Source organism: Kangiella geojedonensis, from assembly GCF_000981765.1.
Lineage (GTDB): Bacteria > Pseudomonadota > Gammaproteobacteria > Enterobacterales > Kangiellaceae > Kangiella > Kangiella geojedonensis.
In genome coordinates this window covers 278,315-300,559 of sequence record NZ_CP010975.1, presented here as the reverse complement: position 1 = coordinate 300,559, position 22,245 = coordinate 278,315, and the positions used below count along the sequence as shown (strand labels likewise).

The 22,245-nt window shown below is 42.2% G+C and carries 16 protein-coding genes; 6 read left to right on the top strand and 10 right to left on the bottom strand.

Annotated features, from left to right (window positions below; all coding sequences use genetic code 11):
- Window positions 1-58: 58 nt before the first annotated feature.
- The 5 genes from TQ33_RS01425 to TQ33_RS01405 form a co-directional block, all read right to left on the bottom strand.
- Complete coding sequence (locus tag TQ33_RS01425; RefSeq protein WP_046560480.1) at window positions 59-565, bottom strand: hypothetical protein; 507 nt, start codon at window positions 563-565, stop codon at window positions 59-61.
- A complete protein-coding gene (locus TQ33_RS01420) occupies window positions 566-7,591 on the bottom strand; it encodes a toxin TcdB middle/N-terminal domain-containing protein (protein ID WP_169745454.1) in 7,026 nt (2,341 codons plus the stop codon).
- An 817-nt stretch (window positions 7,592-8,408) separates the two neighbouring features.
- Window positions 8,409-8,759, bottom strand: coding sequence for a hypothetical protein (locus TQ33_RS01415; RefSeq protein WP_046560478.1), 351 nt, complete (start codon window positions 8,757-8,759; stop codon window positions 8,409-8,411).
- Window positions 8,760-9,062: 303 nt separating this feature from the next.
- A complete protein-coding gene (locus tag TQ33_RS01410; protein ID WP_046560477.1) occupies window positions 9,063-9,515 on the bottom strand; it encodes an NfeD family protein in 453 nt (150 codons plus the stop codon).
- A 29-nt stretch (window positions 9,516-9,544) separates the two neighbouring features.
- On the bottom strand, window positions 9,545-10,453 hold the full coding sequence (locus tag TQ33_RS01405) for an SPFH domain-containing protein (RefSeq protein WP_046560476.1): 909 nt from the start codon (window positions 10,451-10,453) through the stop codon (window positions 9,545-9,547).
- A gap of 202 nt (window positions 10,454-10,655) precedes the next feature.
- Between TQ33_RS01405 and gpmI the strand changes: the two genes are divergently transcribed.
- The 6 genes from gpmI to TQ33_RS01375 all read left to right on the top strand — a co-directional run bounded on the left by gpmI (window position 10,656) and on the right by TQ33_RS01375 (window position 18,517).
- Window positions 10,656-12,188 carry a 2,3-bisphosphoglycerate-independent phosphoglycerate mutase gene (gene gpmI, locus TQ33_RS01400; protein WP_046560475.1) on the top strand — a complete coding sequence of 511 codons (1,533 nt, stop codon included), beginning with the start codon at window positions 10,656-10,658 and terminating at the stop codon, window positions 12,186-12,188.
- 22 nt (window positions 12,189-12,210) lie between these two features.
- Entirely contained in the window at window positions 12,211-13,362 is a 1,152-nt protein-coding gene (locus TQ33_RS01395) for a murein hydrolase activator EnvC family protein (protein ID WP_144405931.1), read from the top strand.
- A gap of 43 nt (window positions 13,363-13,405) precedes the next feature.
- Complete coding sequence (locus tag TQ33_RS01390) at window positions 13,406-14,692, top strand: S41 family peptidase (RefSeq protein WP_052735154.1); 1,287 nt, start codon at window positions 13,406-13,408, stop codon at window positions 14,690-14,692.
- 85 nt (window positions 14,693-14,777) lie between these two features.
- Complete coding sequence (locus TQ33_RS01385; protein WP_218915771.1) at window positions 14,778-16,346, top strand: hypothetical protein; 1,569 nt, start codon at window positions 14,778-14,780, stop codon at window positions 16,344-16,346.
- 24 nt (window positions 16,347-16,370) lie between these two features.
- Window positions 16,371-17,981: a carboxypeptidase-like regulatory domain-containing protein gene (locus tag TQ33_RS01380; RefSeq protein WP_046560473.1), complete on the top strand. Its 1,611-nt coding sequence runs from the start codon at window positions 16,371-16,373 to the stop codon at window positions 17,979-17,981.
- A 20-nt stretch (window positions 17,982-18,001) separates the two neighbouring features.
- Complete coding sequence (locus TQ33_RS01375) at window positions 18,002-18,517, top strand: hypothetical protein (RefSeq protein WP_046560472.1); 516 nt, start codon at window positions 18,002-18,004, stop codon at window positions 18,515-18,517.
- A 32-nt stretch (window positions 18,518-18,549) separates the two neighbouring features.
- On the opposite strand, the gene nudE is transcribed toward TQ33_RS01375, so the two are convergent.
- Genes nudE through gspL form a run of 5 tightly spaced genes read right to left on the bottom strand, consistent with a single transcriptional unit; the run spans window position 18,550 to window position 22,245 of the window.
- Window positions 18,550-19,104 carry an ADP compounds hydrolase NudE gene (gene nudE, locus TQ33_RS01370; protein WP_046560471.1) on the bottom strand — a complete coding sequence of 185 codons (555 nt, stop codon included), beginning with the start codon at window positions 19,102-19,104 and terminating at the stop codon, window positions 18,550-18,552.
- On the bottom strand, window positions 19,097-19,786 hold the full coding sequence (yrfG, locus tag TQ33_RS01365; protein ID WP_046560470.1) for a GMP/IMP nucleotidase: 690 nt from the start codon (window positions 19,784-19,786) through the stop codon (window positions 19,097-19,099). Before yrfG ends, nudE begins: the two co-directional genes overlap by 8 nt.
- Window positions 19,765-20,517: a type II secretion system protein N gene (gspN, locus tag TQ33_RS01360; RefSeq protein WP_084616893.1), complete on the bottom strand. Its 753-nt coding sequence runs from the start codon at window positions 20,515-20,517 to the stop codon at window positions 19,765-19,767. The genes yrfG and gspN overlap by 22 nt, the downstream gene beginning before the upstream one ends.
- 22 nt (window positions 20,518-20,539) lie before the next feature.
- Window positions 20,540-21,055: a type II secretion system protein GspM gene (gene gspM, locus TQ33_RS01355; RefSeq protein ID WP_228640297.1), complete on the bottom strand. Its 516-nt coding sequence runs from the start codon at window positions 21,053-21,055 to the stop codon at window positions 20,540-20,542.
- A complete protein-coding gene (gene gspL, locus TQ33_RS01350) occupies window positions 21,019-22,245 on the bottom strand; it encodes a type II secretion system protein GspL (protein ID WP_046560467.1) in 1,227 nt (408 codons plus the stop codon). The genes gspM and gspL overlap by 37 nt, the downstream gene beginning before the upstream one ends.

Below are 22,245 nucleotides of genomic sequence, written 5' to 3'. Positions count from 1 at the left end.
AATTAAAATGCACTCTGACCCAATTATTTTTATTCACCATTTATTCAAAACCTCGAATTCACTTACGTTCTTTCGAGGCTACGCTTGCTTTATTCATAGCCTTTTTAATTGCTAACTCTAAAGCTATTTTTCTTGCTACTTGTATATTATTACTCAAAAAGTCACCAAAAGAGTTGTAAAAACCACTTTCGCCTCTACCATGGAAAACGTTTGAATCTATTACCAACTTTAGCGAGATTGCAATTTTAAACCTACCAGTATCAGCTATCGTATTATTTAAAATATCCTTAAAAGTCACATTAGAATAGCTTTTGCAACTCTCCTTATTACCACTTTCTAACAAAGTTTGTGGCTTAAATGAAAAAGCGACATCTCCTTTGTAACTCCCCCCCCCAGATTTTTTCCTCTCATAGAAAACAGTAACCTTCTGCTGTGCAAACTTAACGCAAGAAGATATCTTAATCGGGCCAGTGTTTTTGTCTATGGTTAATGTGTTAGGTGCAGAGAATATAGAGCACGACGACAATAACCATAAAGTAATAGACAAAATAACTAATTTAGTCATTTATTTACCTTTATAATTTTCGCTGTAAGTATGACATAACCCCATGGCACTGCCACAATCAGTAACGTTAGACCAAGGATTAAAAATAGTTCCAAACACAGCTCCATTTACGATATCGAACTCCCCTAATGTAGTTGATATATTAGCTGGTGCGATGTTTCCAAAGGGTAATGAATAAATCTTTCCTGAGCTAGCCCATCCCCTAGCTACCAGAGTACTCACATCTAAAGTACCTAAACTGTGTCCATAAAGAACGTTTGTGCTATTTCCATTCCGAATAAAGTCATAACCAGATGCAGTTATAATACCTTGATAACCTAAAGCTATATCAATTACATCAAAAACCAAGCCTATACTTTTATTTAAAGTTTGATCTGTAATTAAAGCGCCTTGCGGGATATTTCTTGAAAGAATCCCCATAATACCCTGTTGATTATTACCATCTTGATTGAAGTCTTGGTAAAATCTCGTGCCTACCATCTCATTTCCTAAGAACGAGGCCCCCAGCATATATAAATTCAGCTCCTGCAAAGTCATCCCATTCTTCCTAGCAAAACGCTCAAACTCTTCACTGGCTTTGACTTTACCGTACGCCGAAACTAAGTTTCTTGTAGAATCGCCTACGCTATTTGGATCAAAGCCATTAAAAACATAATTTAAAGCTTGTCCTAATTTTGGATCTTTGTAAGAAGCTGCCGTTATTAAACCATCCTTAATAATATCTCCATAACTATACCCTTCGTATCCTCCCCCGGCTTGTTGGAATGCGTACGTAGTAGCGCCTGCGACAATGCCTGCTTTTAATGCGTCTCCCGTACTTGCACCAAAAGCACGATTCAGGTCATATGTTCCAGCTGCAGCACAGGCTGCCGCCCACGGTCCACAGAACATTGAACCAACTTTTACTAGCCAGCTTGATGCTTCATATCCCACCGCTCTCATTATACCGCGGGTTATATTTCTCATTGGGTTAAGAAGGTTTTTTAAGAAATACCCTGTAGGATCGGTATAACTCAGCGGGTTGTTATTCACATAACTATAGCGGTTCAGGTTCTGCGAATCTGATGGTGCCTGGATATGTGGATCGGCTTGAATAAATCGTCCCAGTTTTGAATCATAAACCCGTCCATTCATATGTATCAGGCCGACTTCGTCCACCTGCTCATGCCCGGTATAGCCGCGCATAGATAAAGCACTGCTCATCGGACTTAAACTTAAGAAGCTACCGCTAGTATAGGTTTCCCAGTTAATAGGATCTCGACGTTCGCCAAAAGCATTAAAGCTAAAATGCTGAACAACGTTACCCGAAGTATTTGTAATAACGTCTGTCGAGCCTAAATGGTCCTTATGCAGATAATGTATTTTCTTAGTTCCATTCGTTTTTTCTTCGACTAAAGCCCCACCTAGATTTCGTCTATAAGTGGTATACGATTTATCACTATGCTTAATAATTTCTACATTGCCGACGTAATAAGTGGTGGTTGTTTTACCATCCGCAATATCCACACGCTTATAACGACTACGACTTGGTGCATAATCAAATTTCGTAGTGTGCCCACCTTTATCAACGCGCACCAACTTATCAAAGGTGCTATAACTCATGGTACGGCCATCACCGCTCAGCATATTGCCGTTTTCGTCATAGCAATAGGTAGTTGCATCGCCCTCTGCGGAAGTGGTTTGCGTTACCGCATGAGGACCCGCTGTAACACCATTACAAGCTCCACCATAACTGTACGTTCCAACCCCAGACTTGGTTCTAATATTACCATTATCAAAATAAGTAATATCCATGCTCTCATTGGGATGATCTGCGCTAGTTAAACGATTCAGTTCATCGTATAGAAAATCTTCGCGGATCATGTCGTTAGTAACGGTATCTTTGGTTTCTCTCCACTTTAGGTTGCCAATTGCATCCCAGTAGTATTCTAATAATTGGATTTGTTTATTATTGGACTCGGTGCTGATTGTTTTTAAGCGCCCAGTATCTGCAAAATAGGTTGTTGCTGTACGCGTATCTGTACCTTTGATTTCTACCGTTACATTTCCGCGCGCATCCATCGCTTCAATAAAGTGTAATCGATTACTTAATTGAGGCTCGCCTCGGGCATCATGGACACTTTCTAAATAACCGTATGGGTTGTAGACATTACGGGTTCCTGCATTAGCAAACTCTGAGCTCGCCGCGTCAAAGGATTGGAATACTCGACCAAACTGGTCGAAAACTGTACTTGCAATGTACAGCTCATTATCAATATATGTGGAGGTTTGATCCAATCTTCCTATATCGTCATAACCATAAAGCACTTCATAGCCTGAGATATAATCGATCTCTTTATAAACCTTGCCCACGTCATAGCCGTAATTGGTCGGTGAGGCGTTGTTATTATAAAACCACTGATGATTGCCGGTAATGGTACCGCTGGAATTTTTATCGAGGCGCTTAATTATCCGGCCTAAGCGATCTCGATAAGTGATGATCGTTTGGCTCTTAGCATCAGTCTGTGTAACTAATTCACCCAATGCGTTGTATTCATAAGTCCAAGCTTTACCGTCAGCCCCACCTTTATCCGCATCTTTCATTGAGATTTTTCGTCCAAGATCGTCATATTGCATTTCTGACTGCACTTGGTTAACAAAAGTGAGCGTGGTTAAGTCACCCGTTGCATTATAATCATAGTGCAATGAGTTAAGCTTGTTATCTATTACTTCAACTGTTTTGCCAGAGCTATCTTTTTTCTCAGTTTTGACTTGAAGAAGCGGATTTGTGGTTATAACTTGCTTCCCCTCGTATGCAATCTCTGTTGTTCCATCATCGGGGTTAGTTATGACTTCAGGTCGACCAAGAACGTCATAGTCCGTTGTTGCAAAGTAAGCGTCTGATACTGAGCTATAGGGGTAGTCACGGAGCTTAGGTTCCGTGGCTTTAACCGCTAAACCTCGGAGATTAAACTCAGTAGTCGTTACTGAATACCGGCCATCAAAACCAATCGCTGCTTTCTGAATTTCTCGACCTAGGGCATCAAAATATACGTATGACTTCTTACCAGTGGCTACCTCAGATTTCACCCCATATACCGCCAAAGAAGGACAGTTACTGTTGCATAAAAACTTAGTTTCTTTTGACCAGTTGCCGGCACTGTTATATGAGAAGTATTTATGTCCGAAAGCGCCGTAACCATTTAAGGTTGTTACTCCGCTTAACGAACGAGACTCAATGGGTTGTCCCAATGCATTCCTAGAGAATACTTGCTGAGTGACTTGTCCATACGCATTTTTACTTTTGGTGACATAGCGTCCATCTGAGTCATAAATAGATTCTGTCCAACGATTGATATGATAGGGGTCAGTATCATCAACATTTGTTGAGTTCAAACAATCACTGACATTCAATGAACAAGTTCTTTTCAGAGTTATATTTCCGTAATTATCATACTGATAAACAGTAGTTAACTTCTCACGAATATCGGAAGAGTTCGGTTCAATGATCTCCTTCTTAAGGAAACCTGTATCCGCATAATATTGAAATGCACTATCACGTGTAATGCTATCTCCATTACGATCATGCCTGACACTCGCACTCGTCAGTCGCCCTAATTGCCATTTTAATATATTTTCGTTGTAGCTATTATTCGTTACGATTTTAGTTAAGCCTGTTGAGCTGTCTAAACTCGGAATAAAATCATCACCCGGCGAGTAAAGTGTGCTCTCGCTTTGGATAGTTATCTGCTTCGTGACATTGGCAAAGTCATCATACTCAGACTGGGTTAAGGTCTGTGAGTTTAACGTTGTTCCGCCAGAAGTATTCAAGTTCCACTGAGTTTCGGCAGACCTGAATATATAAGGGAAAACAATTTTCTTATTGCTTCCTAATACAATGCCTTTTTTAGCCCATTGATTGTAGGAGTCGCTAATAACTTGATTGTTAATTTTAACCGTAGTTCTTAAGGGGCTACCAATAAATGGATAATCCTGCCTATATTCTGTGCGAGTAATGACACCCGTTTGCAAGTCTTTTGTTTCTAACCACTCAAAACCAAGGAATCCACGCCCTTTGGCCTGCATTCTGGCTTCACCATAGCGATAACTAACCCCACTTTTCCCTGCTGGGTTTGTTACTGTAGGAGAGGTACTTTCTACTTCTGAAACGACATACATTGGACCGTTTAAGTCGAATACTGGCGAACAATTGGTTCGATTATTGGTAGAGCAATTCGCTCCAGCACCCCAAGCTAAGTTGGCAGCACCGCTTCCCTTGGTATAAAGATCACTGTCTGTTGTTAGCGGCTTATAGGTAATATCCGTGACATTAGACATCCCATTTTTAATTTTATTAATGACGTAACGGTGCGTTTCATCAGGCTGTTTTGGCCTATCCACTCTGATCGTATGAGTGCTACTACTCATATCAATTCTAAGGTGTTCTAGAATGCCATCGCCATTAACGTCGGCATAGGAGGACACTCGATTGCCGGTACCGATTCTGATATTCGTTGATATGGCTTCGTAGTGGAAACCCAATTCCTTACCAGCAACCACATGCAAATCACCGCTCTTGGTAAAGACAATATCTTTTCTACCGTCGCTGTTGTAGTCAAGTAATACCGGATAAGCACTTGTTCCAACCGCGATTAGCTTAACAGGGCTTAAAAGTTTTATCCCTGTATTGAGTCGGTAATACCAATAGTCATCTGATTTGTCCTTGTATAAATAATCAGCAAGGCTGTCGCCGTTGACATCACTGAATTGCTCAATCCTATTATCGTCGCTATCCTTCGCTACACCACTCGGTAAAGCTGTTGACTTGCTGAAATTACCATTGCCGTCAGACAGTGCAATATAGTCAGCTTTACTCACTTCCTCACTGCAACTTAAAGGCTCTAGCTCTCCTCCTTCACCACAGGTATATTGCTTGGTAATCGTTCTTGTAACCACTAAATCAGCACTACCATCTCCGTTAAAATCGGCGACCCGGTGCTTGTTCATTTCGAAGTCTTCCAAATACACATAACCGCCTGTGAAATTAGACTCTGGTTTTTCCGGGAAACCTATAAAGGATATAGGCTGAGGGCTTCCCCACTCTTGTGGGCTTGTCGATTCCCCCGTTTTCTCCATCCATAAAACCTGCCATCCTGAACCATTTTTTATCAGCAAATCTGGCAAGCCATCACCGTTATAGTCTTGCGGACGAGATGTCTTATGCGATGTTGTTGTGATACCACTAACTATTGAGTTATACCCAAAATATCCTACTAAGCCACCTTTTAGGACTTTGATATCATAGGAGCCACTTCCATTGTGGTCGGTGGTAAATAGGTCGGTATATCCGTCACCATTATAGTCAAAAAGAGACCATGTAAAATCATCACGCTCAGGACCTTGAACACCGATATTTTGGGATGAGTTTATCGGTTCAAATGATCCCCCAATCTGATCATAGTTACCGCCTTTCGACTTCAATATACGATAAATGATGCTACCGTCAGAAGGTCTTTTTTCAGCGTAGACTAAGTCTTGATTTCCGTCGCCGTTAATATCACCCGCTTGGAAGTTACCTCTAAAGATCTTACTGTCATATTCAGTAACCCAAGTCGGTGCTTCTAGCTCAGTTTCAAAATTACCTTCATAATAACCTGAGGTGTTTTCAATCCACTCAAAGTCAGTTGGCTTTTTGCTAATCCAAATTCCACTACTATTTTTCGCTGACTCTGTTATTCGATTTAAACGTAAAGGATACTGATCTACAGTTACTGTGTACCCTGGATCTAGAAATGGACCGTCTTCAAATTCTGACATTGGAGACTGTTGTTTTGTCTTATAAGCTAGGTCATATTTTCTGACATCAATGTTGTTGTCTCGGACAATAATTTGGGTTAGCTTTTTCGATGTTCGACTGTATCCCCCAACACTCATACCTCCTTGAATAAAAGTGCGCTGATAAACAAAGTCAATTTCAACTGACGGGGGGTATGTTATTTTCTCTAAGACTTGCTCACCAAAATTCTCTGATTTTTGATATTCGTAGTGAATGGTATTAGGTGTATTAAGATACGGGTTATCTATATAACTACTTTGAGACCACCTAATGACAGTATCCTGCACATCAGAGCTAACCGCTGAACCGCTTAGTGAATTAACGACATTCGCTTCTAATTGAGAATCTGAAGTATATCCATACAGGCTTTTTGAACCATCCTTTCTATACACTTCAAAATAAGAAGGTCCCTCACCAGCAGTCCCCTTTGCGACCACTTTTGTTTGACTTGCAATTTCTGTACGGTAAGTAGAGTTAGCTTCTCCGTAAACTCCACTTGCTAGGATAAGGCGCTGACCATCTAAGCAGAATCTATCATCAAGCGTTAAGGTTATGCCCTTATCCACTCCATCAATTTCTGATGTTTGTCGACAACGTGTAATCGCCGATCCTGTTGCAAGAGACCAACCAACTCCCAGTGTTCCATGCCCCCCTTGAGAACTGTAACTGAGGGAAACGCTTGGCTTTATACCGCCACGTCCTTTTGGGGTAAAAATTGGAACATTATACGTTGCTTGTCCTGACTCATTAACACGGAACTGACCTGCAACAGCCCCGACTTTATCTGAAGAGTCTAAAGCTGCCGGTATATCAGCTGTCGTCATTGTGTTGCGTAACGGTGCTGCTTCCGGAGACTCCTCACTGATAACCGTTTGAGGGTTAACATACAGTTCTTCAGAGCTGCTGACTGAGCTACAGCCGCTTGCATCACAAGCACTGACTTCCACCGTGAAATCACCTGCACCGTTTACTTGAATGCCAACTGAATTTGCTCCTGTTTGCTCCCAATCACCGCAGACTCCATCTTCACATACGCGATATTGATAATAATCTGCACCGCTATTTTCGTCCCAAGATACAGAAAAATTACCATCATCATCGCTTGCCTTAACAGGAACCAAAAATGGTACATCGCCATGTATTAATACATATTTACTGGCTTCATCAGAGCGTATTTCTACATTTTCTGGCGCTCCTGGTGCAGCTTTCAAACTAGATATAGCTAAAAAGATTATTAATGCTAGAAATACTTTCGTAGCTCTGATGAGAGTCATCGCCTTTCTCCAATTATTCAATTATTAATTTTTTCGGTTATATTTTCAGTTTTTAAGCATCAAATAGTTTGTAGTAGGAGTGTTGCTATATGTCGGCAAATCCTGACACGTTATCCCATTAAACGCTTTATAACTATGAATAACTGCTATTTATTACTCCAAAGCCTTTGCTGCGTATGAGGCCCACATCGAACAAACAACTGTACTCAAATCTGCTTCGTTCAAATGTCACAACTTTGAGTAATTTCTCCTCCAGTCTAAGTAGACTAGGAGATCTCCATTATCTCTAACAAATACTTTGCTAATCTTTCCTTTACAATATAATGCTGCTGCGGTTGAAGCACTACCTCCGCTCATTAATAAAACAAGTAGCAAAAACACTCTGATTTTCATGATATTTTCCCTAATTCAAAATTATTGTATCGACCTTACATTTTGTCTTAGTAGGGCCACTCCATATTTGATATGAGTCGACTTGGAACTGAAGGTTTTTTTTGGCGGTATAGGCAGTTAACTCGAAGGACACCATGGTTTTGAATCCTGGTTACTGTGGGTAAAGGTAACATCCGTCGGGTATTCACAAAGCCCCTTTTTAAAAGGAATATAGACATCAATTTTATTCAAATAACCGTATGAATAAAGCGATGCAATTTTATTAGTGCCTGTTTTTAATATTTCTGCGTGAGCTGTGAATGAGGACGTAATATAACCGCGCTAACCCTAACTTTTTCACACCAAGTCCGTTTGACCGTTATTATTGGCGGTCAAGAGTAATGTAAGCCACTTTACATCCCACTGTATTCGTAGCAATTCTGATCTTAACTTTCTTGTTTGCCAACTGGGCAGCTAGAAGAGTAGAGTATATTTTATCTGCATTTCCCTGATTCGAGTCTAGAATGGCATAAAGTCCGGCATGAGCTTCGCAGTCAAGTTGCGCCTCATCCCCACTTGTACCTATATAAACTAACTCAGAGCTATTGCCTTGAACAGATAATTTATCCACATACACATTGGTACATGAGTTCCCCCCACAGTCAGCTTCAGCTAACAATGGAAGTAGAGATATAAATAAAAGAGTTGATAGTAATATTGAAATCTTTTTCATCCTTTTTCCCTTATAAGCTTTATTTTTATGAAGTTTTTACGACTAATCACCTAAACTTCAAGGTGGTTATTCCACAGAATGCTATATTGACTTCTATAATTTCTCAAGAGGAATATTGTATCGCTTTGTATCAAATTTCTTTTGGTTATATCGTTTTTTTATAAATGAATTACATCTAGCTTTAGTCGCAGTTGCTTTTGTGAGGTTTCTTCGCCCCCTTCTTAAAAGCTAGCTATGACGTTCAACGTAACAACTCTGTAACTCCTGTAACTTTCAACAGCTACAGCATAGAGCCGTGCAGCTTTATATTGGTTCCACCTTCAAAGTCGCGCCTTCAAACCCAACCACTTTGACTTTTTCACCTTGTGGTGTTTCAGGTCCTGTAACGCGCCAGTAAGTGTCGCCGACTTTAGCTTTGCCCACGCCGTTTTCGATAGCGGTGGCTAAGGTGAACGTTTGGCCGATAAGTGATTTGCCGCGGTTATTCAACGAGCTGTCTTCTTCAGGTTCATTCAACCTTCGCTTTTTGCTGTAACTGCGCCAGACAACGATGCTCACAACCGAGAACACCGAGAATACAATCCATTGCCACTCAGGCGTTAAGAGTTCTCCTAGAAACAGCAGTAAGCTTCCGACGATTAATGCTGCGATACCTAGCCATAATAAGATAGCGCCAGGTGCGAACATTTCTAGAATCAACAGCACCAGACCAAAAACCATCCAGTGCCAATACTCTGCGCTTGAGAAGAACTCCATAACGACTCCTATTTGTTTTTTATCCGCGATTACTTATTACTGAACGCTTCTTTAGCGATTTCGGCTACGCCTGCAACCGAACCAATGACCGACGATGCTTCTAACGGTAGCATTAGTACTTTCTGGTTGTCTGACGTCGCAATCTTACCTAACGCGTCTACGTATTTTTGTGCCACAAAGTAGTTAATCGCCTGCACGTTACCTTCTGCAATCGCATTCGAAACCATGGTCGTTGCATTCGCTTCGGCTTCGGCTTGACGCTCACGAGCCTCAGCTTCTCTGAATGCTGCTTCTTTGGCACCTTCAGCGGTTAAGATCTGAGCTTGCTTTTCACCCTCAGCTTCTAAGATTTCCGCTTGCTTGGTACCTTCCGCTTCCAAAATTTGTGCACGCTTCAAACGCTCGGCCTTCATCTGACGCCCCATCGCTTCAACCAAGTCATGCGGTGGTAGTATGTCTTTAATTTCAATACGCGTGACTTTTACGCCCCAAGGATTTGTCGCTTCATCAACAATCGTCAAAATACGTGCGTTGATTTCATCACGCTTCGACAGCATCCAGTCCAAGTCCATGCTACCTAAAACCGTACGAATGTTAGTCATGACCAAGTTTTGCATGGCACGATGCAGTTGATTCACTTCATACGTTGCTTTTACAGGATCAACGACTTGGTAAAAGCACACTGCATCAATCGTCACAGTGGCGTTATCTTGCGAAATGACCTGCTGGGCGGGGATGTCCAAGACCTGCTCCATCATATTCACTTTCGCGCCGATACGATCAATGATGGGAACGATTACGTGTAGCCCGGGGGTTAAGGTTTTTCGGTATTTACCAAAGCGCTCTACCGTATATTGGTTACCCTGAGAGACGGTTTTAACCCCTAAAAAGATACCAAGGACAACAAGGGCTACAATTGCATAAATAACAAATTCCATTAAAAAATTCCTCTTTTACATTACTTCTTTAAATTATTATGAAGAGGACAATATAGAATGAACGTCTGTATTGATTCAATCTATTTCTGACCAAATGTGTAACAACCTATGGTTAACATAGAGTCACCTCTGTCTTTGCTCTGGTCTCACCACCCTTGGCACGATACAATAGCTCATAAGTTCGTCATTTATATCTAATTTCATGAGTAATAGTCCAAAACCTGTTGCCTTGATCATTCTTGATGGTTGGGGATATAGCGAAGATCCGAAAGATAACGCCATCATGGCGGCCAATACCCCGAATTGGGACAAGTATTGGGATCAGTACAGCCACACCCTGATTTCTGGCTCGGGGACCGACGTTGGTTTACCTGATGGTCAGATGGGCAACTCAGAAGTTGGACACTTGAATTTGGGTGCGGGCCGTGTGGTCTATCAAGATTACACCCGCATCAGTAAAGATATCGAAACCGGCGATTTCTTTGATAATCAGACGCTCTTAAAAGCTATTGATAAGGCAGTCAGCAAAGATAAAGCCGTTCACTTGATGGGGTTGCTATCCCCGGGCGGTGTTCATAGCCACGAAGACCACATCCATACCGCCATAAAACTGTGTCAGCAACGCGGCGCAAAGAAGGTTTATATTCACGCCTTCTTAGACGGCCGCGATATGCCACCTCGAAGCGCTGAAGCCAGTATCATTAAACTCGACAATGCTTGTAAAGATGCTGGCGTTGGTCGCTTAGCCACAATGGTTGGTCGTTACTATGCGATGGATCGGGATAATCGCTGGGAGCGAGTTGAGATGGCATACGACATGTTGACTCAAGGTAAAGCCGAATATCAATTCATTGATGGTGTTAGTGCATTAAAAGCCGCTTACGATCGCGATGAGAACGATGAGTTTGTCAAAGCAACGGTTATTGGCGAAGCAGCCCCTATCGAGGACGGGGACAGCGTTATTTTCATGAACTATCGCGCTGATCGCGCGCGCCAAATCAGCAAAGCTTTTGCCAATGACAACTTTGATGGCTTTGAACGTGGGACTCGTCCGGAGTTAGCAGACTTTGTGATGCTGACTCAGTATGCGACGGATATCGATGCCTCTATCGCTTATCCGCCGATCAGCATGAACAATGTGCTTGGTGAGCATCTCATGAAGCTCGGCAAGAAGCAATTACGCATTGCAGAAACTGAAAAGTATGCGCATGTCACTTTCTTCTTCAATGGTGGCGTTGAGACACCTTTTACTGGCGAAGATCGCGAATTAATCCCTTCGCCAGATGTCGCGACTTACGACTTACAGCCTGAGATGAACGCTAAGCTGGTAACGGATCATTTGGTTAAGGTCATCGAGAACCAAGAGTACGATGCAATTATTTGTAACTTCGCCAACCCTGATATGGTTGGGCACACGGGTAACTTCGAAGCGACAGTAAAAGCCATTGAAGCTCTAGACGAATGCATTGGCCGAATTGTTGAAGCACTGGAAAAGGTAGGCGGCGAAGCATTAATTACTGCCGATCATGGCAATGCCGAGAAAATGGCTGACGCAGCAACAGGCCAGGCCCACACCGCACACACCAGCGAACCGGTGCCTTTACTTTATATTGGTCGTAAAACTGAGCCAGCTGTCACAGACGGCGTATTATCTGACTTGGCGCCAACTTTATTAACCTTGATGGATCTGCCGATTCCTGATGAAATGACTGGTCGCCCGATTTTCAAGCTGTAACATTGAACAAGGTTAATACTGAATGATGCCACCAAGACGATTATTGATATGCCTCATCACTTTCTTGGTGGCCTTTTCACTTTCGGCTAAATCAGCGAATAATAATAAAGCGCAAGCTGAAAAAGAACTTAAGATTCTTAAGGCTGCAATTTCTGATATCCAAAAAGAATTACAAGCAAACCTTAAAGAACAAAGCGAAGCCCAGCAAAAGATCCAAACCATTGATCGAGCTTTAGCTCAGGCCACTACCGAGTTAAGACAAACCCGTGACAAACTCAGTAGCGCTCAACAAAAGCTTAACCAATTAAAAGTTGAGCAACAGCAAAAAATTACGCTTAGAGAAAAGCAACGCAAGCAATTGGCTGCTCAGCTAAAAAGTGCTTATATTTCCGGAAAGCAGGAATACGTTAAACTGATTCTCAATCAAGAAGATCCGACTAAAGTTTCACGGATGCTTGAGTACTTTAGATACCTCAACCAAGCTCGCATCGATGATATTGAAGAGTTGCAAGAGACTTTAAAACAACTCAAAACCATCGAACAAGAAATACAAACCACATTAGTTTCGCTATCAGAGCTTGAGAAAAATCAAAAAGAACAACAAGCTAATCAAGTCAAATTGAAGGAACAACAAAAGGTTGCATTACAGCAACTTAAAAATAGCTATAGCAATCAGAACTCGCGCCTTTCTAAATTAAAGCGCGATGAACAAGAGCTTGGCAAGGTTATTCAGTCCATTGAAAAAACATTGCGACAGTTTGCGCCTAAGCAGTCTCTTACAGGACTGGGAAAATACAAAAATAAGCTGCAACGCCCAGCACAAGGCTCTCTCCTTTCGCGTTACGGTAGCAATAAACTGGGAAACCGTTTAAAGTGGAACGGCGTTTTAATTGGGGCTAAAGAAGGCGATATGGTCCATGCTATTCATCATGGACAAGTGGTGTTTTCAGACTGGCTGCGCGGATATGGACTCTTAGTAATCGTTGATCATGGTCAAGGTTACTTATCACTTTATGGCCAAAATCAAACACTCATGAAGTCGCCGGGAGACTGGGTTGAAGCGGGTGAACCTGTAGCAACATCAGGTGGCAGTGGCGGCAGTGGCGAAACAGGACTCTATTTCGAGATACGATATAAGGGTAAACCACAGAACCCTATGGCCTGGATTAAATAACCGAGCGATACCTGTTGGGTAACAAAGTAAGGACAAGGAATTTATGACATTGAGAATTTTACTGGTTAGCATACTGTGTTGCAGCTTTGTCAGCACATCCTTCGCTGACACCCCGACAGATACAACCATTAAAGAATCATCCAATAATAGTAAAGCCACTCAAGAATCTGGAACGTCAAATACGGTAGAAACTCTACCGTTAGACGAACTCGCTGCATTAGCCGATGCCTACGCACAAATCAAAAAGTCTTACGTTAAAGAGCTTAGCGATAAAGAAATTTTAGATGCCGCGATTCGTGGCATGCTAAACAACCTTGATCCCTACTCAAGCTATTTAAGTGCCGAACAATTCGCTGCATTGCAAGAAAGCGCCACTGGTGATTATGCAGGGATTGGTATTGAGGCTAATCACCTCGAAAACGGTATTGAAGTCGTGAATATCATTCCAGATTCACCTGCCCAAGCCGTGGGTTTGGAAAAAGGAGACTTAATCGTAAAGATTAATGAGGTCTCAACCCAGAACCTGCCTTCAGAAGAAGGTTCAAATCTAATGCGAGGGGCTCCGGGTAGTAAAGTTAAGTTGACCTATATTGCCGCGGCTAACCAAGAAAAAAAAGAAGTGTTGATCACCAGGCAAATTATTCATACCACCAGTGTGAATTATGAGCTTCTAGAATCCAATATTGGATTTGCACGTATTACTGAGTTTCAACTGCGTACTGCGAATGATTTGAGCCAAGCGATCAGTAATATGGAGTATCTCAGCAAGAAGCCATTATCTGGCTTGATTTTAGATTTGAGAAATAATCCCGGTGGCCTACTAGATGGTGCAACGGAGGTTAGCGATTTATTTTTGAATGATGGCATTATAGTTAAGACCAAAGGCCGTGAACAAGACAATAATGAGGTCCATAATGCGACCGCTGGTGATATCTTGCGTGGAAAACCATTGGTGGTACTTATTAACAACCGCTCAGCATCAGCTTCTGAGATTGTTGCAGGAGCTTTACAAGATCATAAACGAGCAACCTTAATTGGCACACAGTCTTTCGGTAAAGCCATGGTCCAAACAATTTTGCCTATTCACGGCGGTAATGCTATCAAGTTGACGACTTCGCTTTATTACACTCCTAATGACCGCTCCATTCAGAACTCAGGCATCACGCCTGATATACCTCTAGAATTCGAGATTATTGAGGCGTCCAAAAGCGAAAAGCTACAAACCGATACAAAAAACCTTGAGTCAACGCAAAGTACTGAAAAACAAGATTATCGTCGTGATAACCAGGTAATGGCAGCTATCAAACACATCAGAAAAGTCACTAAATAGAACATAGCAACTCGATCAAGTGAATAAGTTATATTAAACTGAAAAACTGTTTTACTTATCAATCATAATAATATCGGGGTAGTTTATGTTTCCATGGAGATTATTGTGTGCTTGTGTGGCACTAATCGTCTTATCTGGCTGTGATGTGCCTAATGCTGAAATCACAGGCAAAGTGACTTATGAAAAAGTTCCTCACAGCGACATTTCCCACGGTTTAGAATACAACAAATCATTCGCCTCTCCTGTCCGCGGTGTTGAAGTCCAGCTGATTGAAGACGGCACTATTATTGAAACCGATATTACGGACGCTCAAGGGCAATACAAGTTCATTAAGAAAATGGACACTTTCGTTAAAATACGCGTGCGGGCAGAACTGTCTAATGTCACTGGTGATGGCGACAACAATGCATGGCAAGTTAGAGTGGTTGATAATACGAATGATAGCGCCCTTTACACCATGGAAACGAACACTTTTGAGGTTAAGCGTGAGTCGATGTCGATTAATTTACACGCCGCCTCAGGCTGGCAAGGCGAACAAGGTTATACCTCGACACGCGCCGCAGCGCCTTTCCACATTCTTGATAAAGTTTATGACATCTTCTTAAAGCTGGATGCCATTGGTGACGTACAGCTTCCAGCACTTACAATCAATTGGAGCCCGAATAATATTCCTCAGTTTGGCGATGTGACCATCGGAGAGATCGGCACCTCTTATTACCAAAACGGCCAAATCTTCTTGTTAGGGGCGGAAGACGTTGATACCGATGAATACGATCAACATGTCATCATTCACGAATGGGGACACTTCTTTGAAGATAAAGTCGCAAGATCTGACAGCATCGGCGGCCCGCATGCAGGCGGAGACTACCTTGATATGCGCGTTGCTTTTGGCGAAGGGTTTGGTAATGCGTGGTCAGCTATGATTACCGACCAGCCTACTTACCAAGACTCCTTTGACCAAAACCAAGCCACCGGTTTCTCCATCGAAATTGAAGATAACGACGTCATTAACCCCGGCTGGTTCAGTGAAGGTTCAGTACAATCCTTGTTATATGATATCTATGATGAAGCTAGCGACGGCCAAGATTTTATCAACTTAGGTCTAAAGCCGATTGTCGATATTTTGACTGGACAGCAAAAAGATACTCCAGCAATGACCAGTATCTTCACATTTATGACGTTTATGAAAGAGAACAACCCCTCTTTCGTTAATGATTTTAACAACTTATTGCAAGCCCAAAATATTACTACTGATGTCGACATATGGGGCACAAACGCCACCAATAATGGCTCCTTAACCGAGGCATTACCCGTTTATTTAGATCTGGCCGTTGGAGATGTCATACGAGTTTGCACCAGTACCTCACAAGGAGCTGACGGCAATAAACTAGCTAACCATCGCTTTATTAAACTCAATGCACCTGTTGACGGTAGCTACACCCTGACATTAACGCCTTCACGCGATAATGATATTGATGGCTATATATTTACCAATGGAGAAGCAGTTGCTGCCAATGATGATGCGGGTATTGAGCCTGCAGTAATAAACGCAAACCTTGCGCAAGGCATTAGCATTGCTGATGTTATTGGTTATAACGCAGAAGGCACCGCTGTAGCGGCAGTTTGCTTTGATGCAGAGTTTCAAATGAACTGATGATAATTTGACCTGGAGTTAATTATGAACTTAAAGAAAATGCTCACTATAGCTGTTCTTGCTGGAATGGTTTATGGCTGTGGCGGTGGGGGCGGTAGTGATGATAGCTCTCCAACACCTCCTCCAGGCGGAGGCGGCGGAAGTGGTCAAGCAGCCACTATTTCAGGGACCTTAACGTTTGATAAAGTACCGCACAACACTTCAACAAACGGCTTAAACCACAGTGCTACTGTTGAAGCGCCGATCCGTGGCGTGACCGTTCAATTATTAAATGGTAGTACCGTTGTTGACACCGATGTCAGCGATGCTTCGGGGAATTACTCAGTCGACGGCGAAACTGGCACTAGTTACCGACTACGAATCCGCGCAGAGCTGAAGCAGACAGGCACTCAGTCATGGGATATCGAAGTGGTCGATAATACCAGCAGTAATGCTCAATATGTTCTAGACACTTCGACATTTACTGTTAGCTCGACCAGCGAAACCCGAGACTTCAACGCAGACTCAGGATGGGGCGGTAGCTCTTATACCTCGACTCGAGCGGCAGCGCCTTTTAATATCCTAGACCGCGTTTATGTCACTATTACTAAACTGCAAGAAGTTGATGCTAACCTCACGCTGGCCCCTCTGGTGATTAACTGGAGTCCGAATAATATTCCTGAAAGTGGTAATTTAGCCGATGGTCGTATTGGCACATCGTTTTACACACAAGACCAAATCTACCTTTTAGGAGCTGCGAACACTGATAGCGATGAGTATGATGGCCATGTCATCATTCATGAGTGGGGACATTATTTTGAAGATAATAATGCTCGCTCAGACAGTGTTGGTGGGCCACATGGCGGCGGCGATAGACTCGATATGCGAGTAGCGTTTGGCGAAGGTTTCGGTAACGCTTGGTCCGGCATTATAACTGACGATCCCTTCTACAGAGATTCCTTTGGTGTCAATCAGTCACAAGGCTTTTCGATCAATGTCGAGAATAATAATGTCTCCAATCCGGGTTGGTTTAGCGAAGGGTCCGTTCAGTCGATTCTTTATGATGTTTACGACAGCGCTAATGATGATTTAGCCGACTTAGGTTTACAGCCAATTTATGATGTCTTAACTGGACAGCAACGAAATACAGAAGCCTTTACTAGTATTTTCAGCTTTATGACATACTTAAAGGAAGAAAATGCCAGTGATGTAGCAGCCTTAAACGATCTTCTGAACGACCAAAATATCAATGTGAACGTAGATATCTGGGGCTCTAACGAAACCGATAACGAAGGCCAGCCGAGCGTAATCCCTGTCTATAACGAGCTATCACCTGGTGATACTCAAGAAGTGTGTACCATCACGACTTTCGGCAGTGATAGAAATAAATTAGGAAACAGAAAGTTCTTGAGACTTAATATTCAATCCGCTGGAAGTTATACATTAAGGTTAGAACCTTCAGGCTCTAACGACTTAGATGGTTACATCTATAACCAGGGTCAGTTAGTTGCCTTCACGGAAGCCTTAGGAACATCAACCGTGAACATTACTGAAAACTTTGCAGCAGGCACACACGTTGCAGACGTTCTAGCCTATAACTCATCTGGCTCTGCCATTGTTGGCACTTGCTTCGATGTATCGCTTATTCAGAATTAATCGTATTGAGGACAATTGACATGAAAAAGTTACTATTACCATTATTCATTGCGATACCACTCATCGCATGCAATAACCAAACGACTGCTCAAGAGCAGGACACTAAAGGCGAACAAAGCTTCAAAAGCCCTGGTAAACCATCGATGAAAGTCGAGATGGACTATACCGTATCTAAAGAACGTGTTGCGGTCGGTGAAACGGTTGATATCAGTGTTAACTTTACGGGCAAACAACAGCCAAGCCACGCTAATTTAAAAACTACTGACAACATGGTGTTACATGGCAATACGCAGCTCAACCTACAGAAGTCATCTGGCGGTCAGGCTCAACATAAGTTTAGCGTAACGCCAATGACGGAAGGTATTCATCTGGTTACAGTGATTGCTGAAGACGCTCAAGAGTCACACAAGAAACCTTTTGCTATTCGCATTATTGCTGGCAATAAGCCTATTGAGGAGTACCTCGAAAAAAATGGTACTTTAACTACTGATGAAAGTGGCGAAAAAATTATTTCTATGCCAGCCGAAGAGCGTTAACATCTAGTTAACCTTATTAAAAAAGCCGCTCTTTAGCGGCTTTTTTGTTCTAAATATCTTTTTAGTAAGTACACTGCTGCAATACTTCTAGCTTCACTAAACTCATCTAGCTCCAGTAACTCATCAATACGACTGATATCCCACTCCACCACTTCAATGGGCTCGGGCTCATCACCGTCTAACTTACTGGGATAAAGCTCTTCTGCAACCACGAGATTCATTTCATGACTTAAATAGCCAGGCGCGAGTGTAATCTTTTTTAGCTCCTTCAGCGAGTTAGCTGCATAGCCCGCTTCTTCTTGTAGTTCACGATTCGCGGCTTCAGTTGCAGATTCGCCAGGATCAATCAGACCTTTAGGAAAAGCTAGCTCATAACGCTCCGTACCTGCCGCATACTCCTTAATTAATAGCATAGTAGTTTCATTCAAAAGCGGAATGATCATCACGGCACCGTGCTTGCCTGCTTTGAGTCTTTCATAAATACGAAACACTCCGTTAGAAAACTCTAGCTCTAGTTCTTCAACCGCAAATATTCTTGTCTTGGCGATAACTTGCTGCTTTTTAATTTTCGGTAATTTTCTAGTCATACTTGTTCGTTGGTAATAGTTCAGTTAGTAAGTTGACGCTTCGTAGTGACTCGACACTCCTTGCGGGCATGCTCATATCCGGCTGCTCAACCATCACTACATGTTTAACACCTGATTGTTGCGCTTGGATTAAGATTGCTTCTGTATCATCAACAAATAGGCAATTTGATAATGGTGTCTTTATTTCTTGCTCAAGTTTTGCCCAAAAGACAGGTGATTCTTTTGGCTGCTTAAACTGATGTGATGAGTAAAGCGCATCAAAATACTGATCGATTTTTGTTTGCTCTAACTTAACCCGTAAAGTCTCTGGATGCGCATTGGTGACAAGAAGAACCTTTTTGTCACTATCACTTATGTACTCAAGAAACTCTTTAGTACCTGGTCGTAGCGCTATTTTATCGGCTAAATCTGTCTTGTGTTTTATGATATCTAGCTTGAGTTTGTCTGTCCAAAAATCCGTGCAGTACCAATTAAGCGTTCCATAATGCTCTTCGTAATGTTGTCCAAGGTCATTACGAGACTGCTCTAAACTAATCCCTTTCTCAGCGGCATAAATGGCTGGTATAGCTTCTTTCCAAAAATGATTATCAAAAGCCAGATCCAGCAAAGTACCATCCATGTCTAATAAGATGGCCTCAACAGCGTTCCAGTCTTCCAGCTTCAAGGTAAACGCCCTTGCCATTCTAAGTAGATCCGATTTCCATCCTGACGCCCCCAACGCGTTAACCAGTTTTTTAAGTGTGCAGGGAGCTGGTTAGTAGCATGAATGTTCATCCTAAACTGTTTATTTAAACCCACCTCAATAAACCCCTTTAAATCCAAAACGCCCTGATTATCCATAATATCAATTCTTGCAGCATTATCTAACTGTCCACTCTTACTTAATTTAAAACTGACGTTACCGATATCTAAATTATTGTTAGGGTAAAGAATAACCGCATTATTCCACTGCCCTTCTCCAGAAAGCTGCTTTAAACTCTTTTTTGAGTAGTCTAATATTGAAACTTGGCCGTTAACGCGACCAGATAAACCATCGATGGGCACCTTGATTAGGCTTGCTACGTAAGCCGTATCGACATCAAAGTTTGCGTTTTTAACAGAGTAGTTATTTCTAGACAATACTGCTTCTGCTTCTAGACTTATCTTGGGATCTTGGATATTTATACTAGTTTCTAACGCCCCCCAAAGTAGAGCGATGGCGCTAGGCTGTAACTCAATATTATTTATCGTTAAGTTTCTATACTTAGCTTGCTCAATATGGCTTGACCAAATCGACCCACTCACATTTGTTAAATACAACTCAGGGACCGCATCAGTGATCCACGGCGTTGCAACTCTAGCCGGCGCAAGCATTAAAAGAATCGCTATAAAAAGAATAAGGGCTATTACAGCCCCTACAATTATTTTTTTCATACGCTATTTTCTATTAGTTTATTTACGAAGGTTTTATAAATTTCACTGAAGCATCGACTATCCCTGATTCATCATTATCCGAAACACGTAATGTGTCGATAACTAAACCTTGCTGTTGCTCCAACTGTCCAACCCAGCGTAATAGCTGGTCAAATTCAACATCATCAAGTCTCACCTGAATTTCTTCATCACGTTTACGCTCTTCGATACGTGAAAACTTTAACCCGTAACGCTTACTGCTATTTGTAATCAGTTGATTCAATGACTGTCTTGTTACCTGTGGGTTATTTCCAGATCGAGCCTGCAATGCCTGTACCTTTGATGCGACAACTGGCAGGTCAGACTCTAACTGTCGCACACCGTCATTAAGACCATTCACATATTTTTTAATCGGCAAGACAACGGCAATAAAAATAATAAGCAATATCATCATAACGCCGAGTATCGTCACCATGCTACGTTCACGCTGGTTTAAACCAGAATACCAATCTTTTATTGCTTTCACTTGCTTAACCCCACCGTAATTCTTGCTGTCCACACACCTCCGTTCTCAGAAGCATTGCGCATGCTTACTTCTAAACCAGAGCTTTCAAGGCTTCTCTGTGAGCCAGTCAAAATATCGTAACTTTCAGCACTGACATCCATGCTTAACTCCCCACGACTAGCAATATACTCAATCTGAGTAAACTCAATATTCTTGGTATCCATCGCCTTTATCGATTTATCCATTAATCCAGCAAAGCTAACCCCGCTACCGCTGTCTCCACCAATACTAGAAAAGCCCCTGTTGATTTGAATTAAAGCAACCGTTAAATCTTCTTGGCCAGGATAAATTTTCTTAGTCTCGGCTAAAGTCTGCTGCTCTAACTCTGAGCGTTGCTTATTTAAATAAATAATATTACTCACCAAGTAAGCTAAACCCAACAGTAGTAATAGAGAAGCGGCTATTGCTGGCAACTTCCACACACCATAATTGCGCTGTGTCTTCTTTTGAGAAGCAAACTCTTGCTGCAATAAGTTGATAGCCCCACTGTCAAAATTTTGAGCTAGGAAAAGGAATGAGTCACCCAAAGCTTCCTGCTGCGTCGCCAAGCCAGGAACAGCTTCTAGTTTTAATGTTTCCCCTTCAACGGTATAAACTCGAACCGCTTGGGTCACACTTAATTCATTACTTTGCAGCTCCAGCTTTAATAATTCTTCGACCAACGGCTTATCGGCAGACCAAAATATATTATCCTCTTGACGAACCAATACCTGGTCTTCAATAACAACACTCCAAGAATCAGAAAAGTATGGTACGCAAGCTGCCTCTGACACCACATAGTCTGGCTCCACCCCTGCTTCTTTTAACAACACTAGAGTTTCTTCAAAGTACACTTTATCAACGACATTAATGGCTAAACGCTCCTGAGCATCAAACGAACCCAGCGCAAAGTGTTGATTTTCAACACTATCAAGAATTTGCTCTTCCAGTTGATAAGGAATTGCTTTTTCAAGCTGCTTACGATTTTTAGTTGGCGTTGTTTCGTTAAAACACTTAACTCGATGAGCTGGAAGCAACAGTATGACCTGGTGCTGATCGATAACTTCACCCAGTGTCTCTGCGTCTTCAAGCAATAAGCTACCACTGTCTGCAAAAGCATGGCTTCCCTCTTCTGCGTCTAACAGCGTCCCCCACTGTAACGATCGCTCATCGCTACTAATGCGTATAAATAATCGCTCTTTCAT

What these genes read in the sequence shown, in the direction of transcription:
- gspL (WP_046560467.1), bottom strand. Translation starts at nt 22,245, where the DNA reads ATGAAAGAGCGATTATTTATACGCATTAGTAGCGATGAGCGATCGTTA.
- yrfG (WP_046560470.1), bottom strand. Translation starts at nt 19,786, where the DNA reads ATGGCAAGGGCGTTTACCTTGAAGCTGGAAGACTGGAACGCTGTTGAG.
- TQ33_RS01405 (WP_046560476.1), bottom strand. Translation starts at nt 10,453, where the DNA reads ATGGAATTTGTTATTTATGCAATTGTAGCCCTTGTTGTCCTTGGTATC.
- TQ33_RS01390 (WP_052735154.1), top strand. Translation starts at nt 13,406, where the DNA reads ATGACATTGAGAATTTTACTGGTTAGCATACTGTGTTGCAGCTTTGTC.
- TQ33_RS01380 (WP_046560473.1), top strand. Translation starts at nt 16,371, where the DNA reads ATGAACTTAAAGAAAATGCTCACTATAGCTGTTCTTGCTGGAATGGTT.
- TQ33_RS01385 (WP_218915771.1), top strand. Translation starts at nt 14,778, where the DNA reads ATGTTTCCATGGAGATTATTGTGTGCTTGTGTGGCACTAATCGTCTTA.
- TQ33_RS01425 (WP_046560480.1), bottom strand. Translation starts at nt 565, where the DNA reads ATGACTAAATTAGTTATTTTGTCTATTACTTTATGGTTATTGTCGTCG.
- TQ33_RS01415 (WP_046560478.1), bottom strand. Translation starts at nt 8,759, where the DNA reads ATGAAAAAGATTTCAATATTACTATCAACTCTTTTATTTATATCTCTA.
- TQ33_RS01375 (WP_046560472.1), top strand. Translation starts at nt 18,002, where the DNA reads ATGAAAAAGTTACTATTACCATTATTCATTGCGATACCACTCATCGCA.
- TQ33_RS01395 (WP_144405931.1), top strand. Translation starts at nt 12,211, where the DNA reads ATGATGCCACCAAGACGATTATTGATATGCCTCATCACTTTCTTGGTG.
- gpmI (WP_046560475.1), top strand. Translation starts at nt 10,656, where the DNA reads ATGAGTAATAGTCCAAAACCTGTTGCCTTGATCATTCTTGATGGTTGG.
- gspN (WP_084616893.1), bottom strand. Translation starts at nt 20,517, where the DNA reads ATGAAAAAAATAATTGTAGGGGCTGTAATAGCCCTTATTCTTTTTATA.
- TQ33_RS01410 (WP_046560477.1), bottom strand. Translation starts at nt 9,515, where the DNA reads ATGGAGTTCTTCTCAAGCGCAGAGTATTGGCACTGGATGGTTTTTGGT.
- nudE (WP_046560471.1), bottom strand. Translation starts at nt 19,104, where the DNA reads ATGACTAGAAAATTACCGAAAATTAAAAAGCAGCAAGTTATCGCCAAG.